The following is a 17,038-nucleotide window of genomic DNA, read 5'->3' as shown; positions in this document are numbered from 1 at the left end:
ACAAAGCCTGGGCTTGGGAAAGTCCGGGCTTTGCGCATAAAAAAAGGTTGTGCCAGCATTTTGACACAACCTCGTTTCAGTTTATATCAATTCATTTAGTCCAGTTTATGAATCACCAATCCCGAGCGCAACTTCGGCTCAAACCAAGTTGTCTTGGGAGGCATGATATTACCCGTATCGGCAATGTCCATCAGTTGCTTCATGGAAACGGGATAAAGAGCCAATGCCACTTTCATCTCACCATTGTCCACCCGCTTCTTCAACTCTCCCAGGCCACGGATACCGCCAACAAAGTCGATACGCTTATCGGAACGGAGGTCTTTGATACCGAGCACTTCATCCAGTATCAGATTGGAGGAAATAGTTACATCCAGTACGCCAATGGGGTCGTTATCATTATAAGTACCCGGTCGGGCGGTAAGGCTGTACCACTTTCCGTCCAGATAGAGAGAGAAGTTATGTAGCCCGGACGGTTTATAGATGTCCGTACCTTTCTCTTCTACGATGAAATTCTTGCCTACGGCAGCCAGAAACTCTTCAGGAGTCATACCGTTCAAGTCCTTCACTACCCGGTTATAGTCAATAATAGTCAACTGGTTGGCAGGGAAGCACACGGCCATGAAGTAGTTATACTCTTCATCTCCACGGTGATTGGGGTTCTGCTTGGCTTTCTCCGCACCCACCAAAGCGGCGGCGGCGCTGCGATGATGCCCATCGGCAATGTAGAGGGCGGGCATCTTGGCAAACTCTTGGGTAATGGCATCAATGTCCTCCAGCTTGTCTATAATCCAGAAGGTATGACCGAAACCGTCACCTGGAGCGATAAAGTCGTATACCGGCTTCCCGGCTGTATAACGGGAAATAATGGCATCCAGCACAGCATTATCGGGATAGGCAAAGAACACGGGCTCAATGTTGGCATTGTTCACGCGGACATGTTTCATACGGTCCTCTTCCTTGTCACGGCGCGTAAGCTCGTGCTTCTTGATGACACCATTCATATAATCGGGAACATAGGCACCGACCACAAGACCATATTGTGTCTTGCCGTTCATGGTCTGGGCATAGACGTAATAGTTTTCTTTATCGTCCTGCACCAGCCAGCCTTTCTCCTGAAACATGCAGAAGTTCTCAGCAGCCTTCTGATAAACACGTTCGTCATGTTCATCCGTACCGACGGGAAAATCTATTTCCGGCTTGATGATATGATATAGGGACTTCTCATTACCTTCTGCTTCTGCACGTGCTTCTGCAGAATTCAATACGTCGTAAGGACGGGACGCTACTTGTTCCACCAAATCCTGAGGGGGACGAATCCCCTTAAAAGGTTTTATTATAGCCATAAGGGTGTGTTTTATATGGATTATTGAGGTTTCTTTTTCACGAAATATCTTACCAGATTAATTGCACTACCTAACATCAGCACAATAGATACACCCTCGCAAAAACCGAGGGCGAAATCTGATAGTTCATTTCTGAATATACTACTTAACGAGAATATACCAGCACCTATTGCTAAATAGAGAACTGAAAATTTATAGGTAGTCTTGCTATTCATCTCATTTCTTGTTTACACGGAACTTCTCGCAACCGTCTTTCAGAAAGCCTACAATCTGCTTGGCTGCTGCAATACCTGCATTGATATTGGCCTCAGCAGTCTGGGCCCCCATCTTTTTCGGTGTAGAGAAATAACGTCCGGCAAACTTGGCTGCAAACGTTTCGTGGGCTGCAGGCATAATGTCGGTCATGTATTTCAAGTCGGCACGCTCTTCCATCAACTGAATCAGTTCGGCCTCATTGATGACTTCCTTACGGGCTGTGTTCACCAGCAGGGCACCTTTCGGCATCTTGTTCACCAATGCGTAATTGATGGAATTCTTCGTTTCGACCGTTGCAGGAATATGCAGGGAAACGACGTCGCAAGTAGAGTAAAGCTCTTCGGCAGAACCCACAGCCTTCACTCCATCCTTCTCAATTACTTCTTTCGGACAGAAGGCGTCGAACGCATAAATCTCCATACCGAAGCCTTTGGCAATACGGGCTACGTTGCGGCCTACGTTACCATAAGCATGAATACCCAACTTCTTACCCATCAGTTCCATACCGGAAGTACCGTTATACATATTGCGGACAGCCATCACCATCAAGCCGAAAGCCAACTCGGCCACAGCATTGGAGTTCTGTCCCGGAGTATTCATTACACATACATTGTGGGCAGTAGCTGCTTCCAGTTCCACATTGTCATAACCGGCACCGGCACGCACCACAATCTTCAGTTCCTTGGCGGCATCCAGCACTTCGGCATCAATGATGTCACTTCGTATAATAACAGCGTTGGCATCTTTCACAGCCTCCAGCAACTTGGCTTTTTCACCATATTTCTCCAACAGCACGAGTTCGTAACCTGCTGCTTCTATTTCTTTACGAATACCGTCTACTGCGACCTTAGCAAACGGTTTGTCTGTTGCTACTAATACTTTCATAATTTCATGATATTAAAAAGACTCACCACAGATTACACAGATTATCACAGATTTTAATCATAAAGAGAATCTGTGCAAATCTGCGTAGTCTGTGGTGAAAACAATATTATTAATGAAGTTTCTCAAATTCCTGCATGCAGTCAATCAAAGCCTGCACACTTTCCTTCGGCATGGCATTGTAGCAGGATGCACGGAATCCGCCTACGGAACGGTGTCCCTTGATACCTACCATACCTCTTTCGGTAGCGAACTTCAAGAAGTCTGCTTCCAGTTCCTTGTATTCGGGAGCCATCACAAAGCAGATGTTCATGCGTGAACGGTCTTCTTTGGCAGCCGTACCCACAAACATTTTGTTACGGTCAATTTCAGCATACAGCATATCGGCCTTTTCGATGGCACGGCGTTCCATTTCCTTCACGCCACCCTCTGCTTTAATCCAGCGCAATGTCTGCAGGGCTGCATAGATGGGGACAACAGGGGGAGTATTGAACATGGAACCGCCATCCACATGCGTCTGATAGTTCAGCATAGTCGGAATATTACGGGAAACCTTACCCAGAGCATCATTCTTCACGATGACGAATGTGACACCGGAAGGAGCCAGATTCTTCTGTGCACCACCATAGATACAGATATATTTGGACACGTCGATGGGACGAGAGAAAATATCAGAAGACATATCGGCCACCACCGGAATGTTTACGTCCAAATCTTCTTTCAGTTCCGTACCGTAGATTGTATTGTTGGTAGTGATATGGAAATAGTCTGCATCAGCAGGCACAGTATAGTCCTTCGGGATATAGGTATAAGTAGATTCAGCGGAAGAAGCGACTTCAATTACTTCACCGAATGCCTTAGCTTCTTTCATGGCTTTTTTGGCCCACACACCCGTATTCAGGTAAGCAGCTTTCTTTTCAAGGAAGTTGAAGGGTACCATGCAGAATTCCAAACTGGCACCACCGCCCAAGAACAATACCGAATATCCTTCGGGAATATTGAGCAATTCTTTGAATAATGCCACAGCTTCGTCCACAACGGGTTGGAAGTCTTTGGCACGGTGGCTGATTTCCATCAGCGAAAGGCCTGAGCCATTGAAATCAAGAATAGCCTGTGCCGTATTCTCAATCACCTCACGAGGAAGGATAGAAGGTCCTGCATTGAAATTATGCTTTTTCATTTGAAGTTTGTTTTGGTTATACAATTTCGTTCATTAATGTCTTTCGACTTTGCGAAATTACGGAAATATTTCCTTAAAACAAACCTTTCCTTATGAAATTCTATTTTTAAGCCACATTTAGCTTACTTTTTAATGGTTTATACAAGAGATATACACCATTTTGTTATCCTTACTTATCAAGGATAATACTTTTGGAAAAACTAAAAGTAAGACGGTTTTATTACTTCATATTCAAAAGAATAAGTGCAAATAAAATAATTATTTATAAGATAAATCACTTTGCTTCCTCTATAACAGTTTTTATTCCCTTGATTTTTTCCCCACGTACCAACGTCAACAATTGTTTCATCTTACTACGTCGCACGGCTACAAAGGCATAGTGTTCTTTTACGTCCACCTGCCCGACGTCCTCACGCGCCATCCCTCCTTTTTTATACAAGAAGCCGACAATATCTATCTTGTTCAGCTTATCCTTTTTCCCTTTACCTATATATAAGGTAGCCCATCGGGGCTTGGCCGGTTTGGAAAGCATCTCCGGAAACCTGTATATTTCGATGTCTTCAGAGATGTACTCAGGTACCTGCTCCTCGGCATGCAGGACAAGATACGCATTTCCCGATGCCTCCCAGCGAGCAGTACGCCCATTACGGTGTGTATAGGCTTCCTCGTTTACGGGCAGATGGTAATGCACCACATTGTCTATACCTGGGATATCGAGTCCGCGGGCGGCAAGATCGGTGGATATAAGTACAGTGCAACTGCCATTGCGGAACTTGTAAAGTGCACGTTCGCGATCGGGCTGCTCCATACCGCCATGAAACATATCGCAAGAGAGCTTTCTGGCTTTCAGATACCCAGCAGCACGCTCCACACTTTCACGATAGTTACAGAATACCAAAGTAGAATGATAGCCGAGAGTACAAAGCAAATTATAGAGGGTTTCCAGTTTATCCCTCTCCGGAGAAACAACCTTTTGCAGCCGTAGACGCGGAGTAAGAGCTTCCGGAGCAAGAAAATCAAGTTTCATGAGCCGAGGGCCGGAAGACGGAGAATCACCTCCTACTCCGGCAAATTGCGGTATCTCCTCTGCATCGGTGGCCGAGAGAAGTACGCGCTTTTTCAGCGAGGGAAGCTGTCCAATAACGTCTGCCATCTCGTCATGGAAACCAAACTCAAGACACTTGTCGAATTCATCTATCACCAGAGTAACGACAGTAGCGGCATTGAAATTCTCTTTCCGCAAATGGTCGTTCATACGCCCCGGAGTACCGATAATGACAGCGGGATGAATGCCTTTCATTGTCCGGTGTTCTTCCATGGTAGGACGTCCGCCATAGCAGCTCATAGCCTTGAAGGGAGTTCCCATGGACTTGAACACAGTTTCTATCTGCAGAGCCAGTTCACGAGAAGGCACCAGTACAAGGGCCTGCACATCTTGTATCTCCGCTTTCAAGGTCTGTACCAGCGGAAGGAGAAAAGCCAGCGTCTTGCCTGAACCGGTGGGCGAAAGAAGCACCAAATCTTTGGTTGATTGATAGGCTTCTTTAGCAGCCTCCTGCATCGGAGTGAGTTCCTGTATCTTCAAATTATGAAGTATATCCGAAAGTTCCATGAATATCTCTTTTTTTAATCAATATGCAAAGATATGAATAAGAAGTCAGTTTCCATCAAAACGAAAACAGCTTTTAAGAAAGCTACTACGGCTTTTTCATTTAAGAAATCGTATTCATCGCTTGTTATTATGGCAAAATCATTATATCCCGTGTACAACGATACAGAAGCACCTCCTCAAATATTTCTTCTTATCGTCCATTTTTTATAAGCGAAATTCAATAACAATAGTTCGTTAAACTTCAAATTAGCAAATAGAAAACAGGTCAAGTCCTCCAGATTTCTGATATTAAGGTATCCGACATCTTAATTAACATGAGTTCGAAATAAGATTAAAAAATAGGCAGTTGTCCGTCATTGACAAAATTTACGTCAATAGCGGGCTTCTTTTCAAAAAAGCTGTATGCTGTGCTATAGCCGACAAAGAATTGGCTATAAAGTTATTGAATGAACGATGTCTGGAGTGTTCTATCTGTGCAATGCTCTTCAATTCGTCATTGATTGTTTCGATTAAGACTCTTTTTCTGAGCAGAATCTTGTCGGCAATACTCATCAGTGAATTCTTCATATTGTCTTTAACTTTAGTGACAAGCTGTATACCATCAAGGAAAAGGTTCCCAAACAGAGCCTGACCAATATATCCTTTGTCTGCGCATAGTTTTCCTTTGATGTTCTCCAGAAACTTACCTTGCTTCAACGGTTCCCGGTCATCCACGTTTCCAGGCGTGAACATAAAATTGAGAATCTCACCCTTATCATTGATAATCAAGTGCAATTTGAATCCGAAGAACCATCCCATTGAACATTTCCCACATTCTGCAAGTCCCTCAAATGTCTTATGAATAAGGATTCTTTGGTTACGGCAGACACGTAAAGGAGTGGAGTCGACAAAACTGATGCTTCTGTTTACTGTCTTCAACCATGTATTTTTCCTGTTGTAACGCAAATTCCTTGCAAAAATCATCGGCCATACAATAAATCTCTGTAATTTTAGACTCCGGAACACTAGTGGGCACTTTAAATTGAACATCGTTCTTTGAAATCTTTGATAATCGCATAGTTATGTATTCTTTTGGAGCGTGACGATTTGAATTGAAAAGTTGTTTTAGCTTTGCCCAAAAGCTCAAGACAATGAATCAAGGCAAATATATCTTCGCTCAACTTACAGATTTTCTTCCCCGTCGTGTCTTTGACCGCTTGGTAGAGAAGTATTCCGGGAATAAGAAAATCAGAACATTCACCTGTTGGAGTCAGATGCTGTGCATGATCCTTGGACAACTGACCGCCCGAGACAGTATGCGTGACCTTATGCTCAGCCTCGAGGCACACAAGAACAAGTACTATCACTTGGGATTCGGTGCAACAGTTAGCCGTACCAATCTGGGGAAAGCAAACCGGAATAGAGATTATCGTATCTACGAAGAATTTGCTTATACCCTGATTGCGGAAGCCCGTAATAGCTACAACAAAAATGACTTCGAGGTGAAAGTTGACGGTAATGTTTATGCCTTTGATTCCTCCACCATAGACCTTTGTCTGAATGTTTTTTGGTGGGCGGAATTTAGGAAACACAAAGGAGGCATCAAACTTCATACCTTGTATGATGTAAAGACTTCCATACCGACAGTCGTACTGGTAACCAATGCTAAAGTACATGACGTAAACATGCTGGACGAGTTGAGTTATGAAAAGGGAAGTTTCTATATCATGGATAAAGGATATGTTGACTTCACCCGTTTGCATAAGCTTCACGCTAGTGGTGCTTACTTCGTTACACGTGCAAAGGATAATATGAGATTCCGCAGGATGTATTCCCGTGAAGTCGATAAAACAACCGGAATAAAATGTGACCAGATTGGAATGCTTGAAACGTATAAATCGCTCAAAGCATATCCGTACAAACTCCGGCGGGTTAAATACTACGATGAAGAACTGGACAGAGAATTTGTGTTCATCACCAACAACATGGAACTCTCAGCAGAGGAAATTGCTTTGCTATACAAGAACCGTTGGCAGGTGGAACTATTTTTCAAATGGATAAAACAACACCTGAAAGTAAAATCTTTTTGGGGCACCACGATGAATGCTGTCAAGACACAAGTGTACTGTGCCATCATAACATACTGTCTGGTTGCCATTGTCGCTTACAAATTGAAAGTCAACCGTCCAATCTACGAAATTCTACAAATTTTGAGCTTTTCTCTACTGGATAAAACACCTGTAAGATAGATACTTACCAATTGTGATTACAAAAATATCAAAGAACTAAATTATAAACAACTGAAAATCAGCCGGGACTAAGTGCCCAGCAGTGACTCCGGAAATATAGTGGTAATCGTTTAAATCTTATAATTCTGCACTATAAATTTAACACTTTTATCGCTATACCACTAATTATCAGCGAAATATATTTATTATTATTTCGAACTCACGTTATTATATGCCCTTACGGGCGCACCTGCAACTCCTCTTGGGTATCTGTTGCCAATGGTACTCCCGGCACACAGCACAAAAAACAAGAACCTCCAATACGTGGAAAAATTACTTCTAGCTGCTTTTCAATTACTAATCTGTTCAAAAATCCTTCATGTCGTTATCTCTACTCATTTGTTTATCGTGTTATGTATTTATGTCGACAAGGTATCATATTGACTGTTTACAACGGCCATGTAATCCGCATAGCATGTTTATTACAAATGTACGAATAATCTCTCATTCCCCCGCCCCTTCCTCATCCTTACCGGAATATTATCCATGAGAATAAACATATTTTCCATCATTCAATTGCTGAGAAATAGCTTATTTTGCAAAAAAAACACAGTATCCGGAAGTGAATTAAAACAATACGCAAGCATATTAATCTTAATACACATGAAGAAAAGAAATATTCTAATGAGCTTATTGCTCAGTAGTGCTCAATGGATGATAGCTCAGGAAAGCCTGAGCCAGGAACCTGGCGCTTCCAAACCGACCCGATGGGATTCGGGAAAACACCCGGTTCGGAGCTTTATCTATCCAAACTGACTGAGTCGATCCAGCTGCCAGGCAGTATGGACGAAGGTGGCAAAGGTATGCCCACTACCGCCCGTTATGTAGAACGGCTGACCCGCAAGTTTGAATACTGCAGACCGGCTTGGTATCAACGTGAAGTTACCATTCCCCAGTCGTGGAGCAACAAGGATATTCTCCTCCACTTGGAAAGATGTCAGCTGCCGGTTGATTTCCCTTGACCTTGCGCTCTTCCCCGTGGCACGACCGGAAAGCCATGCCGATTCCGGAGCCGTCATCTTCACGCTGAAGGCCGCCTCGGAATACTTGCCTACATTCAACCTGCCCATAATCGGGCACTCTCCCTGCTCATCCGCTTCGCTCTTTTTCAGGTAGAACGAAACCCTTACATCTTCTTGATTCATAGCTCTATACTTTTAATTGCAAAATTAACCGGTATAGAGTTACCTGTCGGCATGAAAAATATGGCAGAACATAGAAACAGACCCCTGAAACAGAGAACAATAGGCATATTTACCCGATACACGGAAAATTATGCGTATCTTCGCTCTCGCAAACAAGGGTTCTTTGAGATGGCAGAAGCAAAATCAGGGTGGATTCCGTTACGTTTTCACCACCGGATTGACACTAAAAAAGGCAACGGATAGGTAGCAAAATTACCTCATAACCTCTCAATATCCCGCTTTTTTGGAGAAAGGAAGAATACAGTCATTCAACACCCAATTCCTTTAGTCTCCAACCACTTACTTTATTCCACCAAAATCTGCCTGAATCTCACGAATTCTTCGTATATTTGCAGATATAATCATTCATTAAAAGAAACAAGCAATGAAAAAGTTTACTTATCTGCTCGCTGTAGCCGCTGTATGTACAGCTTGTAACAGTGGAAACAACGGTTACACCGTAACCGGAACTGTAGAGGGTGCAGCCGACGGCGACACCGTATATCTGGAAACCGTGAAAGGACGCCAATTCGTCAAATTGGACTCTGCTGTCATCAAAGGTGGTACATTCACCTTCAAGGGCACGCAAGATACCGCTGTCAACCGCTACATCTCTTACAAAGCTGCAGGAAAAGACGGCGCAGCCATCGACTTCTTCCTGGAAAACGGCAAAATCAAAATCAACCTGTCGCAGGAGAACAACTCCGCCACCGGTACTGCCAACAATGATGCCTACCAGGAAATCAAAACCCAAATCAACGGCCTGAACAAACAGATGATGAACATCTACGAATCCATGTCGGACACCACACTGACCGCCGAACAGCGCGAAGCCAAAGGCAAAGAGATGAAAGATTTGGAGAACAGCATGATATCTGCCATCAAAGCCGGCATCAACAAGAACATCGCCAATCCGGTCGGTGTACTCCTGCTGAAACAGAACTACTACTACATGGATGTGGCAGACCTCGACCCGCTGATGCCCCAAATCCCTGCTGCTTACGACAACGACGAAGCCATCGTCAAGATAAAGAACAACGTCGAAAAGATGAAAGCCACTGCCGTAGGCCAGAAGTTTACAGACTTCGAGATGCAGACCCCGGAAGGAAAAAGTGTGAAGCTGTCCGACTATGTAGGCAAAGGCAAAGTAGTCCTCGTTGACTTCTGGGCAAGCTGGTGCGGCCCCTGCCGCCGCGAGATGCCCAATCTGGTGGAAGCTTACGCCAAGTACAAGAACAAGAACTTCGAAATCGTAGGCGTATCTCTGGACCAGAGTGCTGACGCATGGAAAGAAGCCATCAAGAAGCTGGGCATCACTTGGCCGCAAATGTCCGACCTGAAATACTGGAACTGCGAAGGCGCACAGCTTTATGCTGTAAGCAGCATCCCCCACACTGTGTTGATTGACGGCGAAGGAACAATCCTTGCACGCGGACTGCACGGTGACGAACTTCAGGAAAAAATAGCCGAAGCCGTCAAACAATAAAACCGGACACACCGGAAACTAAAAGAGAAGTGCGGCACTCCGTCAACCGGAATGCCGCACTTCAGCAAGGAAAATGCCACACTTCACAGAGACAAATGCCATTGATTAGGCCTCGTGAAGTGTGGCATTTCAGTCAACGAAATATGTTATTTTCAAGAGAAGATGCGTGCTGCCATTTCCATCCCCAGCCGCACAGTCTCCCACTGTTTTTCCTCATCGGCCCCTGAAGGGGAAAGAAGCGCATTCGCATCCGGCAGGCACAAAGTGAAACGTTTCAAGGGAATATAATTCAACACACTCTCGGTCTTCGCCTGCAATTCATCCAGTTCATCTGCGTGGGGATAATGGGACAGCACGAAACCGAACACCGCCTCTTTCTCGTGTATAAACCAAAGCAGACGGTTGCGGTCGCACGCGCCACAGTCGTAATTCAGGAAATAGGCATCGGCCCCATGCAGCTGCACCAGCATATCCGTAGGTGCATGGAATGCGACATACATCCCTGCAGGGCGTTCGCGCAAGACACGGTTATTCAACCGGACAGTATCTTCCATTATAACCGAATGCACCCCGTCGAACTGGACGTAGCGGCAACCTGCATCATAGAGTTGGGTAAGCAAAGATTTGTAGCTGGAAGCAATATCATCCGTCAGCAGCCGGACGTCGGAGTAAACGTTTTCTATCTGATTCCGCTTCACGCGTTGGATAATCTGAGTGAAGAGCTCTGCCGGCGAAGGGATATGCTGTTTCTTCATCACCTCCCCGCCCGCAATGGAATCAAGAAATGCGAATTCTTCCAGAACAGGATGCCGCCGTAGCAAGCCGAGGCGTCCTGTAATCTCCAAAGGAGAGTGTTCGGAGAAAGGCCGGCCGTCTTTGAAACGGATACCCTCCCAGCTTTCTAAAAAATCACGACTTCGGAAACCACCGTCGGAAACCACCTTCATGCCTCCCTGTTTCAGCCGTTCCACAAGATTGCGCACTTCCGCATCTTCAACTGCCCGCAAGTCCTGCCGGCTCACCTGCCCGTTCTGATATTGCTCGCGGGCATCCTTCAATGCACGAGGTACGCAAAAAGCCCCGGCTATATCAACTTTAAACGGAGGAAATACATTTGCCATGTTCATCCTTTCTTTGATTATTATGATAACGACACTTTTGCCCCGATACGATGAGCAGCAAAGCGATACAATCGAATGGCAACAAGAAGTATTATCAAGGACTAAAAAACTTACATAAACCAATTTATTGCAAATATAATTAAAGAATCCGAGAATTCACAATCCGCCCCAAAGATTTATTTTCATTTGACACTTCGGAATCAGATGTTGTATACGCATGCAGCAATAGCCGGCAACGAACAACTTTAAAAATCATTTCCCATTAAAAGTTTTCCACTTCTCATTTCAACATCATTAATTATCAAAAGGTTAACACTTTTTAAATCACAAAAAGTTTTCCAAAAAGCAAATCCTATCAATAACTGTAATACCTTTGTTCCCGCAATTGAACTTAAAGATATAGTCACATTCAAGCATAAAAGGTTATGATACAAACAGTACTCAAACGCGACGGACGCGTCGTCGGATTCAACGAAGAAAAAATAGCCACCGCCATCCGGAAAGCCATGTTGCATACAGACAAGGGGGAAGACCTGCAACTGATACACCAGATTACGGACCGCATCTCTTTCAAGGGAGATTCGCAGATGACGGTGGAAGCCATTCAGGATTTGGTGGAAGTGGAACTGATGAAGAGCAGCCGCAAGGACGTAGCCCAGAAGTACATCACCTACCGCAACCAGCGAAGCATTGCCCGCAAGGCAAAGACGCGCGACATGTTTCTGGAAATCATCAACATCAAGTCCAACGACATCACACGCGAAAACGCCAACATGAATGCCGATACCCCGGCGGGCATGATGATGAAGTTTGCCAGCGAAACCACCAAACCTTTTGTGGACGACTATCTGCTGAGTGAAGAAGTGCTGAATGCCGTCACCCAGAACTATCTGCACATCCATGACAAGGATTATTATCCCACCAAGAGCCTGACATGCGTGCAGCATCCGCTGGACCATATTCTGAAATACGGTTTCTCTGCCGGACACGGCGAGTCTCGCCCGGCCAAGCGCATCGAAACTGCCAGTATCCTGGGATGTATCTCGCTGGAAACAGCCCAGAACGAGATGCACGGCGGACAAGCCATCCCTGCATTCGATTTCTACCTTGCCCCCTACGTGCGCAACAGTTTCATCGAGGAAGTAAAGAACCTGGAAGAACTGAACGGGAAAGATTACTCCCATCTCTATCAGAAGGAACTGGCCGACTATCTGCTGCAGCCGTTGGACGGGCTGACGGGTGAAGACCGTATCGTGCAGCATGCCATCAACAAGACCGTATCGCGCGTACACCAGTCCATGGAGGCATTTATCCATAACATGAACACCATCCACTCACGCGGCGGCAACCAAGTGGTGTTCAGCTCCATCAACTACGGAACAGACACCTCCGCCGAGGGTCGCTGCATCATCCGCGAACTGCTGAAAAGCACCTATCAAGGAGTAGGAAACGGAGAAACCGCCATCTTCCCCATCCAGATATGGAAAAAGAAACGGGGCGTGAGCTATCTGCCGGAAGACCGCAACTACGACCTCTACCAGCTGGCCTGCAAGGTGACGGCACGACGTTTCTTCCCTAACTTCCTGAACCTGGACGCCACCTTCAATCAAAGCAAGGAGTGGAAAGCCGATGACCCGAAACGCTACCTGCACGAAGTTGCCACCATGGGATGCCGCACCCGCGTATTCGAAAACCGCTTCGGACCGAAGACCTCCATCGGGCGTGGAAACATCTCTTTCTCTACCATCAATATCGTCCGTCTGGGTATCGAGTGCATGAACATAAAAGACAAGGAACAGCGTATCGCCCGATTCTTTGCCAAGTTGGATGCCATGCTTGAGGTGACCGCACGCCAGTTGCACGAACGCATGGAGTTCCAGAAGACTGCCTTCGCCAAGCAGTTCCCGCTACTGATGTCCGCCTTGTGGATAGGCTGCGAGAAGCTGAAACCGAACGATACGATTGCCTCCGTCATCAACCAGGGAACATTGGGAATCGGCTTCATCGGGTTGGCCGAATGTCTTGTGGCACTACTCGGAAAACATCACGGAGAATCTGATGAAGCCCAGGAGCTGGGACTGAAAATAGTGACCTACATGCGCGACCGCGCCAACCAGTTCTCCGACCAATACCAGCATAACTACAGCGTGCTTGCCACTCCTGCCGAAGGCTTGTCGGGCAAGTTCACCCGCATAGACCGTAAGGAATTCGGCACGCTGCCGGGCATTACGGACCGCAACTACTACACCAACTCCAACCACGTGCCCGTGTACTACAAATGCAGCGCCCGCCACAAAGCGGAAGTGGAGGCTCCTTATCATGAGCTGACCCGCGGCGGCCACATCTTCTATGTGGAGATAGACGGTGATGCCACCCACAATCCGGAAGTCATCATGCGTGTAGTGGACATGATGGACCGATACAACATCGGCTACGGTTCGGTAAACCACAACCGGAATCGCTGCCTGGAATGCGGCCACGAAAACTCCACCCCAAACCTGGAAGCATGTCCGAAGTGCGGCAGCAAGCATATCGACAAGCTGCAACGCATCACCGGCTACCTGGTAGGAACCACCGACCGCTGGAACAATGCCAAGCTGGCAGAGCTGAACGACAGGGTCGTTCATAATTGAAAATGAAAAATTAAAGGGCTGCGCAGTGCTAAGCGGCCCTTCATTTTTAATGTTTAATCATGAATGTTCAGCTTCGCTCCTACGATGTTCAATTTCTAATTTCTAATTTTTAATTCCCTACTTGTGCTTTCCATTCTCGACATTTTAGAAGATACCACAGTAGACGGTCCGGGCTTCCGGACCGCCATTTATGCTGCCGGATGCCCCAACGGTTGTCCCGGTTGCCACAATCCGGAGTCGTGGGACATCAACCGCGGGCACTGGATGAGTACGGAAGAGATTCTGGAAAAAGTCCTTGCCGACAACTTTGCAGACGTCACCTTCAGTGGTGGAGACCCGATGTTCCAGCCGGAAGGATTCACCCGACTGGCACATGCCATCAAGGAGCGGAGCCGGAAAAACATCTGGTGCTATACGGGCTATACTTTCGAAAAACTACTGCGCAACCCGCGCCAAGCCCAACTGCTGAAGTACATTGACGTACTGGTGGACGGCAAATTCAAGAAAGAACTGAGGGATGAGGAACTCTATTTCCGGGGAAGCCGCAACCAGCGTCTGATTGACGTACAAACATCCCTGCAAAAAGGCGAAACCGTCATTTACCACTATAATCCGAAAAAGGGCATTTAAAAAAGAAGAAAAGTTTTCAAAAATATATGAGCACTTTCATAATGTTATAATATCAGGCGCGAATTACACGGAATAACGCGGATTCAATAAACAAAATCCGTGAAATCCGCGTAATCCGCGCCTAAAAGGAAGTGTTAAGAGTTTTTAACACCCTCCACCTATATCACCATTCTATAAATTTCCCTCTTTCCCTGCGCTTCTGCAGCTCCTTCTGAAGAAAACGCCGCCTATCCTTGGCAATATACCGGCGGGCAAAGATATTGGGCACCGCCACTCCCAGCGCTATACAGAGAATAATCAGTGAAGCCGTGATGCCGTTGGAAACAACCGCCGTCACCTCGCCCACCACGCCGTGCATATTGATAAGTCCGAAAAGCGCACGATACATCAGCACTCCCGGAATCATCGGGATGACGGAAGGAATCGTCAGCACATGATTGGGAACATGAAACCAATGCACTGCCTTCACGGCTATCAGGCTGACAACCATGCTGCCCATGAACGAACCTACCACCGGTCCGTAACCCAATTCGAAATTGACAAAATTACGCGTACAAACGGCAATGATACCGCCCACCGCAACAACCCACAACAAGCGCCGCTGTATATTGAATATCATGGAAAATCCCATGGCAGATATGGCCGCCGCAATGGCATACACCAGATAACTGTCATGAGGCACCATACTCAATTCGCTGAACTTCTTGTCAATCACGACATCCTCCATCGTCAGCAGGCGCATGGCTATCACAATGCCGAAGGCCATTGCACAGACCATCAGCACCGTATTCACAGCCCGCACAATGCCCACCTGAATATAATTGTCAATCATATCATCCACAAAGTTTATCAACGGTACACCCGGAACGATGAATAGTGCACACGCCAACAACGGATGATAGGGAGTTTCCGAGAGTCCGGCAAAAGAAGACACATAGGCCAGGCAGGTAGCAATCAATGCAGCAATGGCAATGCTCATATAGTGATTGATGCCGAACTCCATACAACGGACGCGGACGCGAAAACCGGCAAAAGCGCAAATGGAGGCAAACAGAAACGCCATCCAGTCACCACCGAACAGTTTGCAGAAGCCTCCGCAGGCAAAGCCGGCACCGATGGCAACAACGTATGGCACATAGTTCCGCTTCTTGGTTTTGATTCTTTCCAGTTCCTCCTCATACCGGTCGAGGGAGTAGTCATTCTCAATGGCCCGCCAGGACAGTTTGCTGATTTCGGAAATGGCAGTCATGTTGATGCCATGCTTCTCGCATTTCTGGAATTTGGAGAACGAATGCAGGCCGTCGCTCACATTCACTACCAGCATGGTATAACTTACGTCGATGTGAAGTTTTTCTTCCGGCAGCCCCAGATAGGCGGCAACACGGTTCAGGTTACGGACAACACGGTTTGTATCAGCCGCACTCTCCACCAGCAGCTGTCCGGTACGAAGCAATAAGTCGAGTTTTCTGCGTAGCAGGGCAATCTCTTGTTCAGTCAAAGTCTTATCCATAAATCTTTTTACCTATTTTTCTGGAGGCACAAAGATAAGGAAAATGTAGAAAACTATTTTATTCTTACGATAGAAAGCTCTACCTTTGCAACCGTTTTTTAATAGGCACAAATGGAAATATTCTGGAATACTATCGCACAATACAACGAGGCCACCTGGTGGGCACAGCTCCTCATCACCGCAGCAGGCATCCTGCTCGCCACGCGGCTCTACTGGAAACCGACTTTATGGGCAAAACGAGCCCTCAAAATCTACATGGTATTTCTGAACGGGTGGATATCCATCGTGTACTACATGATGTATTGCGGAGCGCGCGGACACCACCATATACTCGCCATCTTCTGGGGAGTGATTGCACTGCTGTGGCTATGGGACTTGTTTACCGATTACACTCCGTTCGAGCGCAATCCGAAATACAAGGTACTGGTGGGGATACTCTATGCGATGCCTTTCCTCTATCCGCTCCTTTCGTGGGCACGCGGAATGGAATTTCCCATGATGACCACCACCGTGATGCCCTGCTCGGTAGCTGCGTTCACCATCGGGCTGCTGCTGGCTTTCTCGCGCAGGGTCAACCTGCTCGTCATTCTGTTCCTTTGCCACTGGGCGCTCATCGCCTTTTCCAAAGTCTACATCTACAAGATTCCCGAAGACCTGCTGCTGGCAAGCGCCACCGTGCCTGCCATCTATCTGTTCTTCAAGAACTACTTTGACCAGAACTTGCACAAGGAAACCAGGCCGGGTGCACGACTCATGAACTGGCTCCTTATCCTCATCTGCATAGTGGTCGGGGTGCTGCTCAGCATGACGCTGATCCACGGAATGAGAGGATAAAGAGACACCCTTGCTATGGGCTGTATGATTCCCGCTAATTAGGGCTTTGCACCCCCGCTAATACCCAGCCGAACGTACAAAAAACAGACCATCCGTCTACC

11 protein-coding genes and 3 pseudogenes are annotated in these 17,038 nt (G+C 46.5%); 6 read left to right on the top strand and 8 right to left on the bottom strand.

Going from position 1 to position 17,038, the window contains the following annotated elements:
• Positions 1-95: 95 nt before the first annotated feature.
• From M1B78_RS15830 to M1B78_RS15810, 5 genes and pseudogenes are all read right to left on the bottom strand, one after another.
• The gene (locus M1B78_RS15830) at positions 96-1,343 is read right to left on the bottom strand and encodes a DUF1015 domain-containing protein (RefSeq protein ID WP_257932161.1); all 1,248 of its coding nucleotides are present in this window, start codon (positions 1,341-1,343) and stop codon (positions 96-98) included.
• A gap of 216 nt (positions 1,344-1,559) precedes the next feature.
• Positions 1,560-2,483: an NAD(P)-dependent oxidoreductase gene (locus tag M1B78_RS15825; RefSeq protein ID WP_257932162.1), complete on the bottom strand. Its 924-nt coding sequence runs from the start codon at positions 2,481-2,483 to the stop codon at positions 1,560-1,562.
• A gap of 109 nt (positions 2,484-2,592) precedes the next feature.
• Positions 2,593-3,660 (bottom strand): 3-phosphoserine/phosphohydroxythreonine transaminase, encoded by a 1,068-nt coding sequence (serC, locus tag M1B78_RS15820; protein ID WP_136011142.1) that lies wholly within the window; start codon positions 3,658-3,660, stop codon positions 2,593-2,595.
• Between the two features lie 274 nt (positions 3,661-3,934).
• The gene (locus M1B78_RS15815; RefSeq protein WP_257932163.1) at positions 3,935-5,272 is read right to left on the bottom strand and encodes a DEAD/DEAH box helicase; all 1,338 of its coding nucleotides are present in this window, start codon (positions 5,270-5,272) and stop codon (positions 3,935-3,937) included.
• Between the two features lie 331 nt (positions 5,273-5,603).
• Positions 5,604-6,329 (bottom strand): annotated as a pseudogene (locus M1B78_RS15810) (IS982 family transposase).
• Between the two features lie 73 nt (positions 6,330-6,402).
• On the opposite strand from M1B78_RS15810, the gene M1B78_RS15805 reads away from it, so the two are divergent.
• On the top strand, positions 6,403-7,500 hold the full coding sequence (locus M1B78_RS15805) for an IS4 family transposase (RefSeq protein ID WP_257941190.1): 1,098 nt from the start codon (positions 6,403-6,405) through the stop codon (positions 7,498-7,500).
• A gap of 663 nt (positions 7,501-8,163) precedes the next feature.
• Positions 8,164-8,477: pseudogene (locus M1B78_RS15800) on the top strand (beta-galactosidase); the annotation flags it as partial.
• On the opposite strand, the pseudogene M1B78_RS15795 reads toward M1B78_RS15800, so the two are convergent.
• Positions 8,478-8,684: pseudogene (locus tag M1B78_RS15795) on the bottom strand (site-specific integrase); the annotation flags it as partial.
• Between the two features lie 424 nt (positions 8,685-9,108).
• Here M1B78_RS15795 and M1B78_RS15790 point away from each other — a divergent pair.
• Entirely contained in the window at positions 9,109-10,209 is a 1,101-nt protein-coding gene (locus M1B78_RS15790; protein ID WP_257941189.1) for a TlpA disulfide reductase family protein, read from the top strand.
• Between the two features lie 152 nt (positions 10,210-10,361).
• Here the strand turns inward: M1B78_RS15790 and M1B78_RS15785 are convergent, their stop codons facing one another.
• Positions 10,362-11,336 carry a cobalamin biosynthesis protein gene (locus M1B78_RS15785; protein ID WP_430732576.1) on the bottom strand — a complete coding sequence of 325 codons (975 nt, stop codon included), beginning with the start codon at positions 11,334-11,336 and terminating at the stop codon, positions 10,362-10,364.
• 419 nt (positions 11,337-11,755) lie between these two features.
• On the opposite strand from M1B78_RS15785, the gene M1B78_RS15780 reads away from it, so the two are divergent.
• Together M1B78_RS15780 and nrdG are read left to right on the top strand one after the other, a co-directional pair.
• Complete coding sequence (locus M1B78_RS15780) at positions 11,756-13,963, top strand: anaerobic ribonucleoside triphosphate reductase (RefSeq protein ID WP_136011273.1); 2,208 nt, start codon at positions 11,756-11,758, stop codon at positions 13,961-13,963.
• A 123-nt stretch (positions 13,964-14,086) separates the two neighbouring features.
• A complete protein-coding gene (nrdG, locus tag M1B78_RS15775; protein WP_257941187.1) occupies positions 14,087-14,593 on the top strand; it encodes an anaerobic ribonucleoside-triphosphate reductase activating protein in 507 nt (168 codons plus the stop codon).
• 163 nt (positions 14,594-14,756) lie between these two features.
• Here nrdG and M1B78_RS15770 read toward each other — a convergent pair whose 3' ends face one another.
• Positions 14,757-16,103, bottom strand: a complete 1,347-nt coding sequence (locus M1B78_RS15770; protein ID WP_257941186.1) for a threonine/serine ThrE exporter family protein — start codon at positions 16,101-16,103, stop codon at positions 14,757-14,759.
• A gap of 111 nt (positions 16,104-16,214) precedes the next feature.
• On the opposite strand from M1B78_RS15770, the gene M1B78_RS15765 reads away from it, so the two are divergent.
• Positions 16,215-16,937 carry a DUF6064 family protein gene (locus M1B78_RS15765; RefSeq protein ID WP_257941185.1) on the top strand — a complete coding sequence of 241 codons (723 nt, stop codon included), beginning with the start codon at positions 16,215-16,217 and terminating at the stop codon, positions 16,935-16,937.
• Positions 16,938-17,038: the final 101 nt, after the last annotated feature.

The sequence above is a fragment of the Bacteroides muris (ex Fokt et al. 2023) genome (assembly GCF_024704895.1).
Classification (GTDB): Bacteria; Bacteroidota; Bacteroidia; order Bacteroidales; family Bacteroidaceae; genus Bacteroides; species Bacteroides muris.
This window is presented reverse-complemented; position numbering and strand designations above follow the sequence as displayed.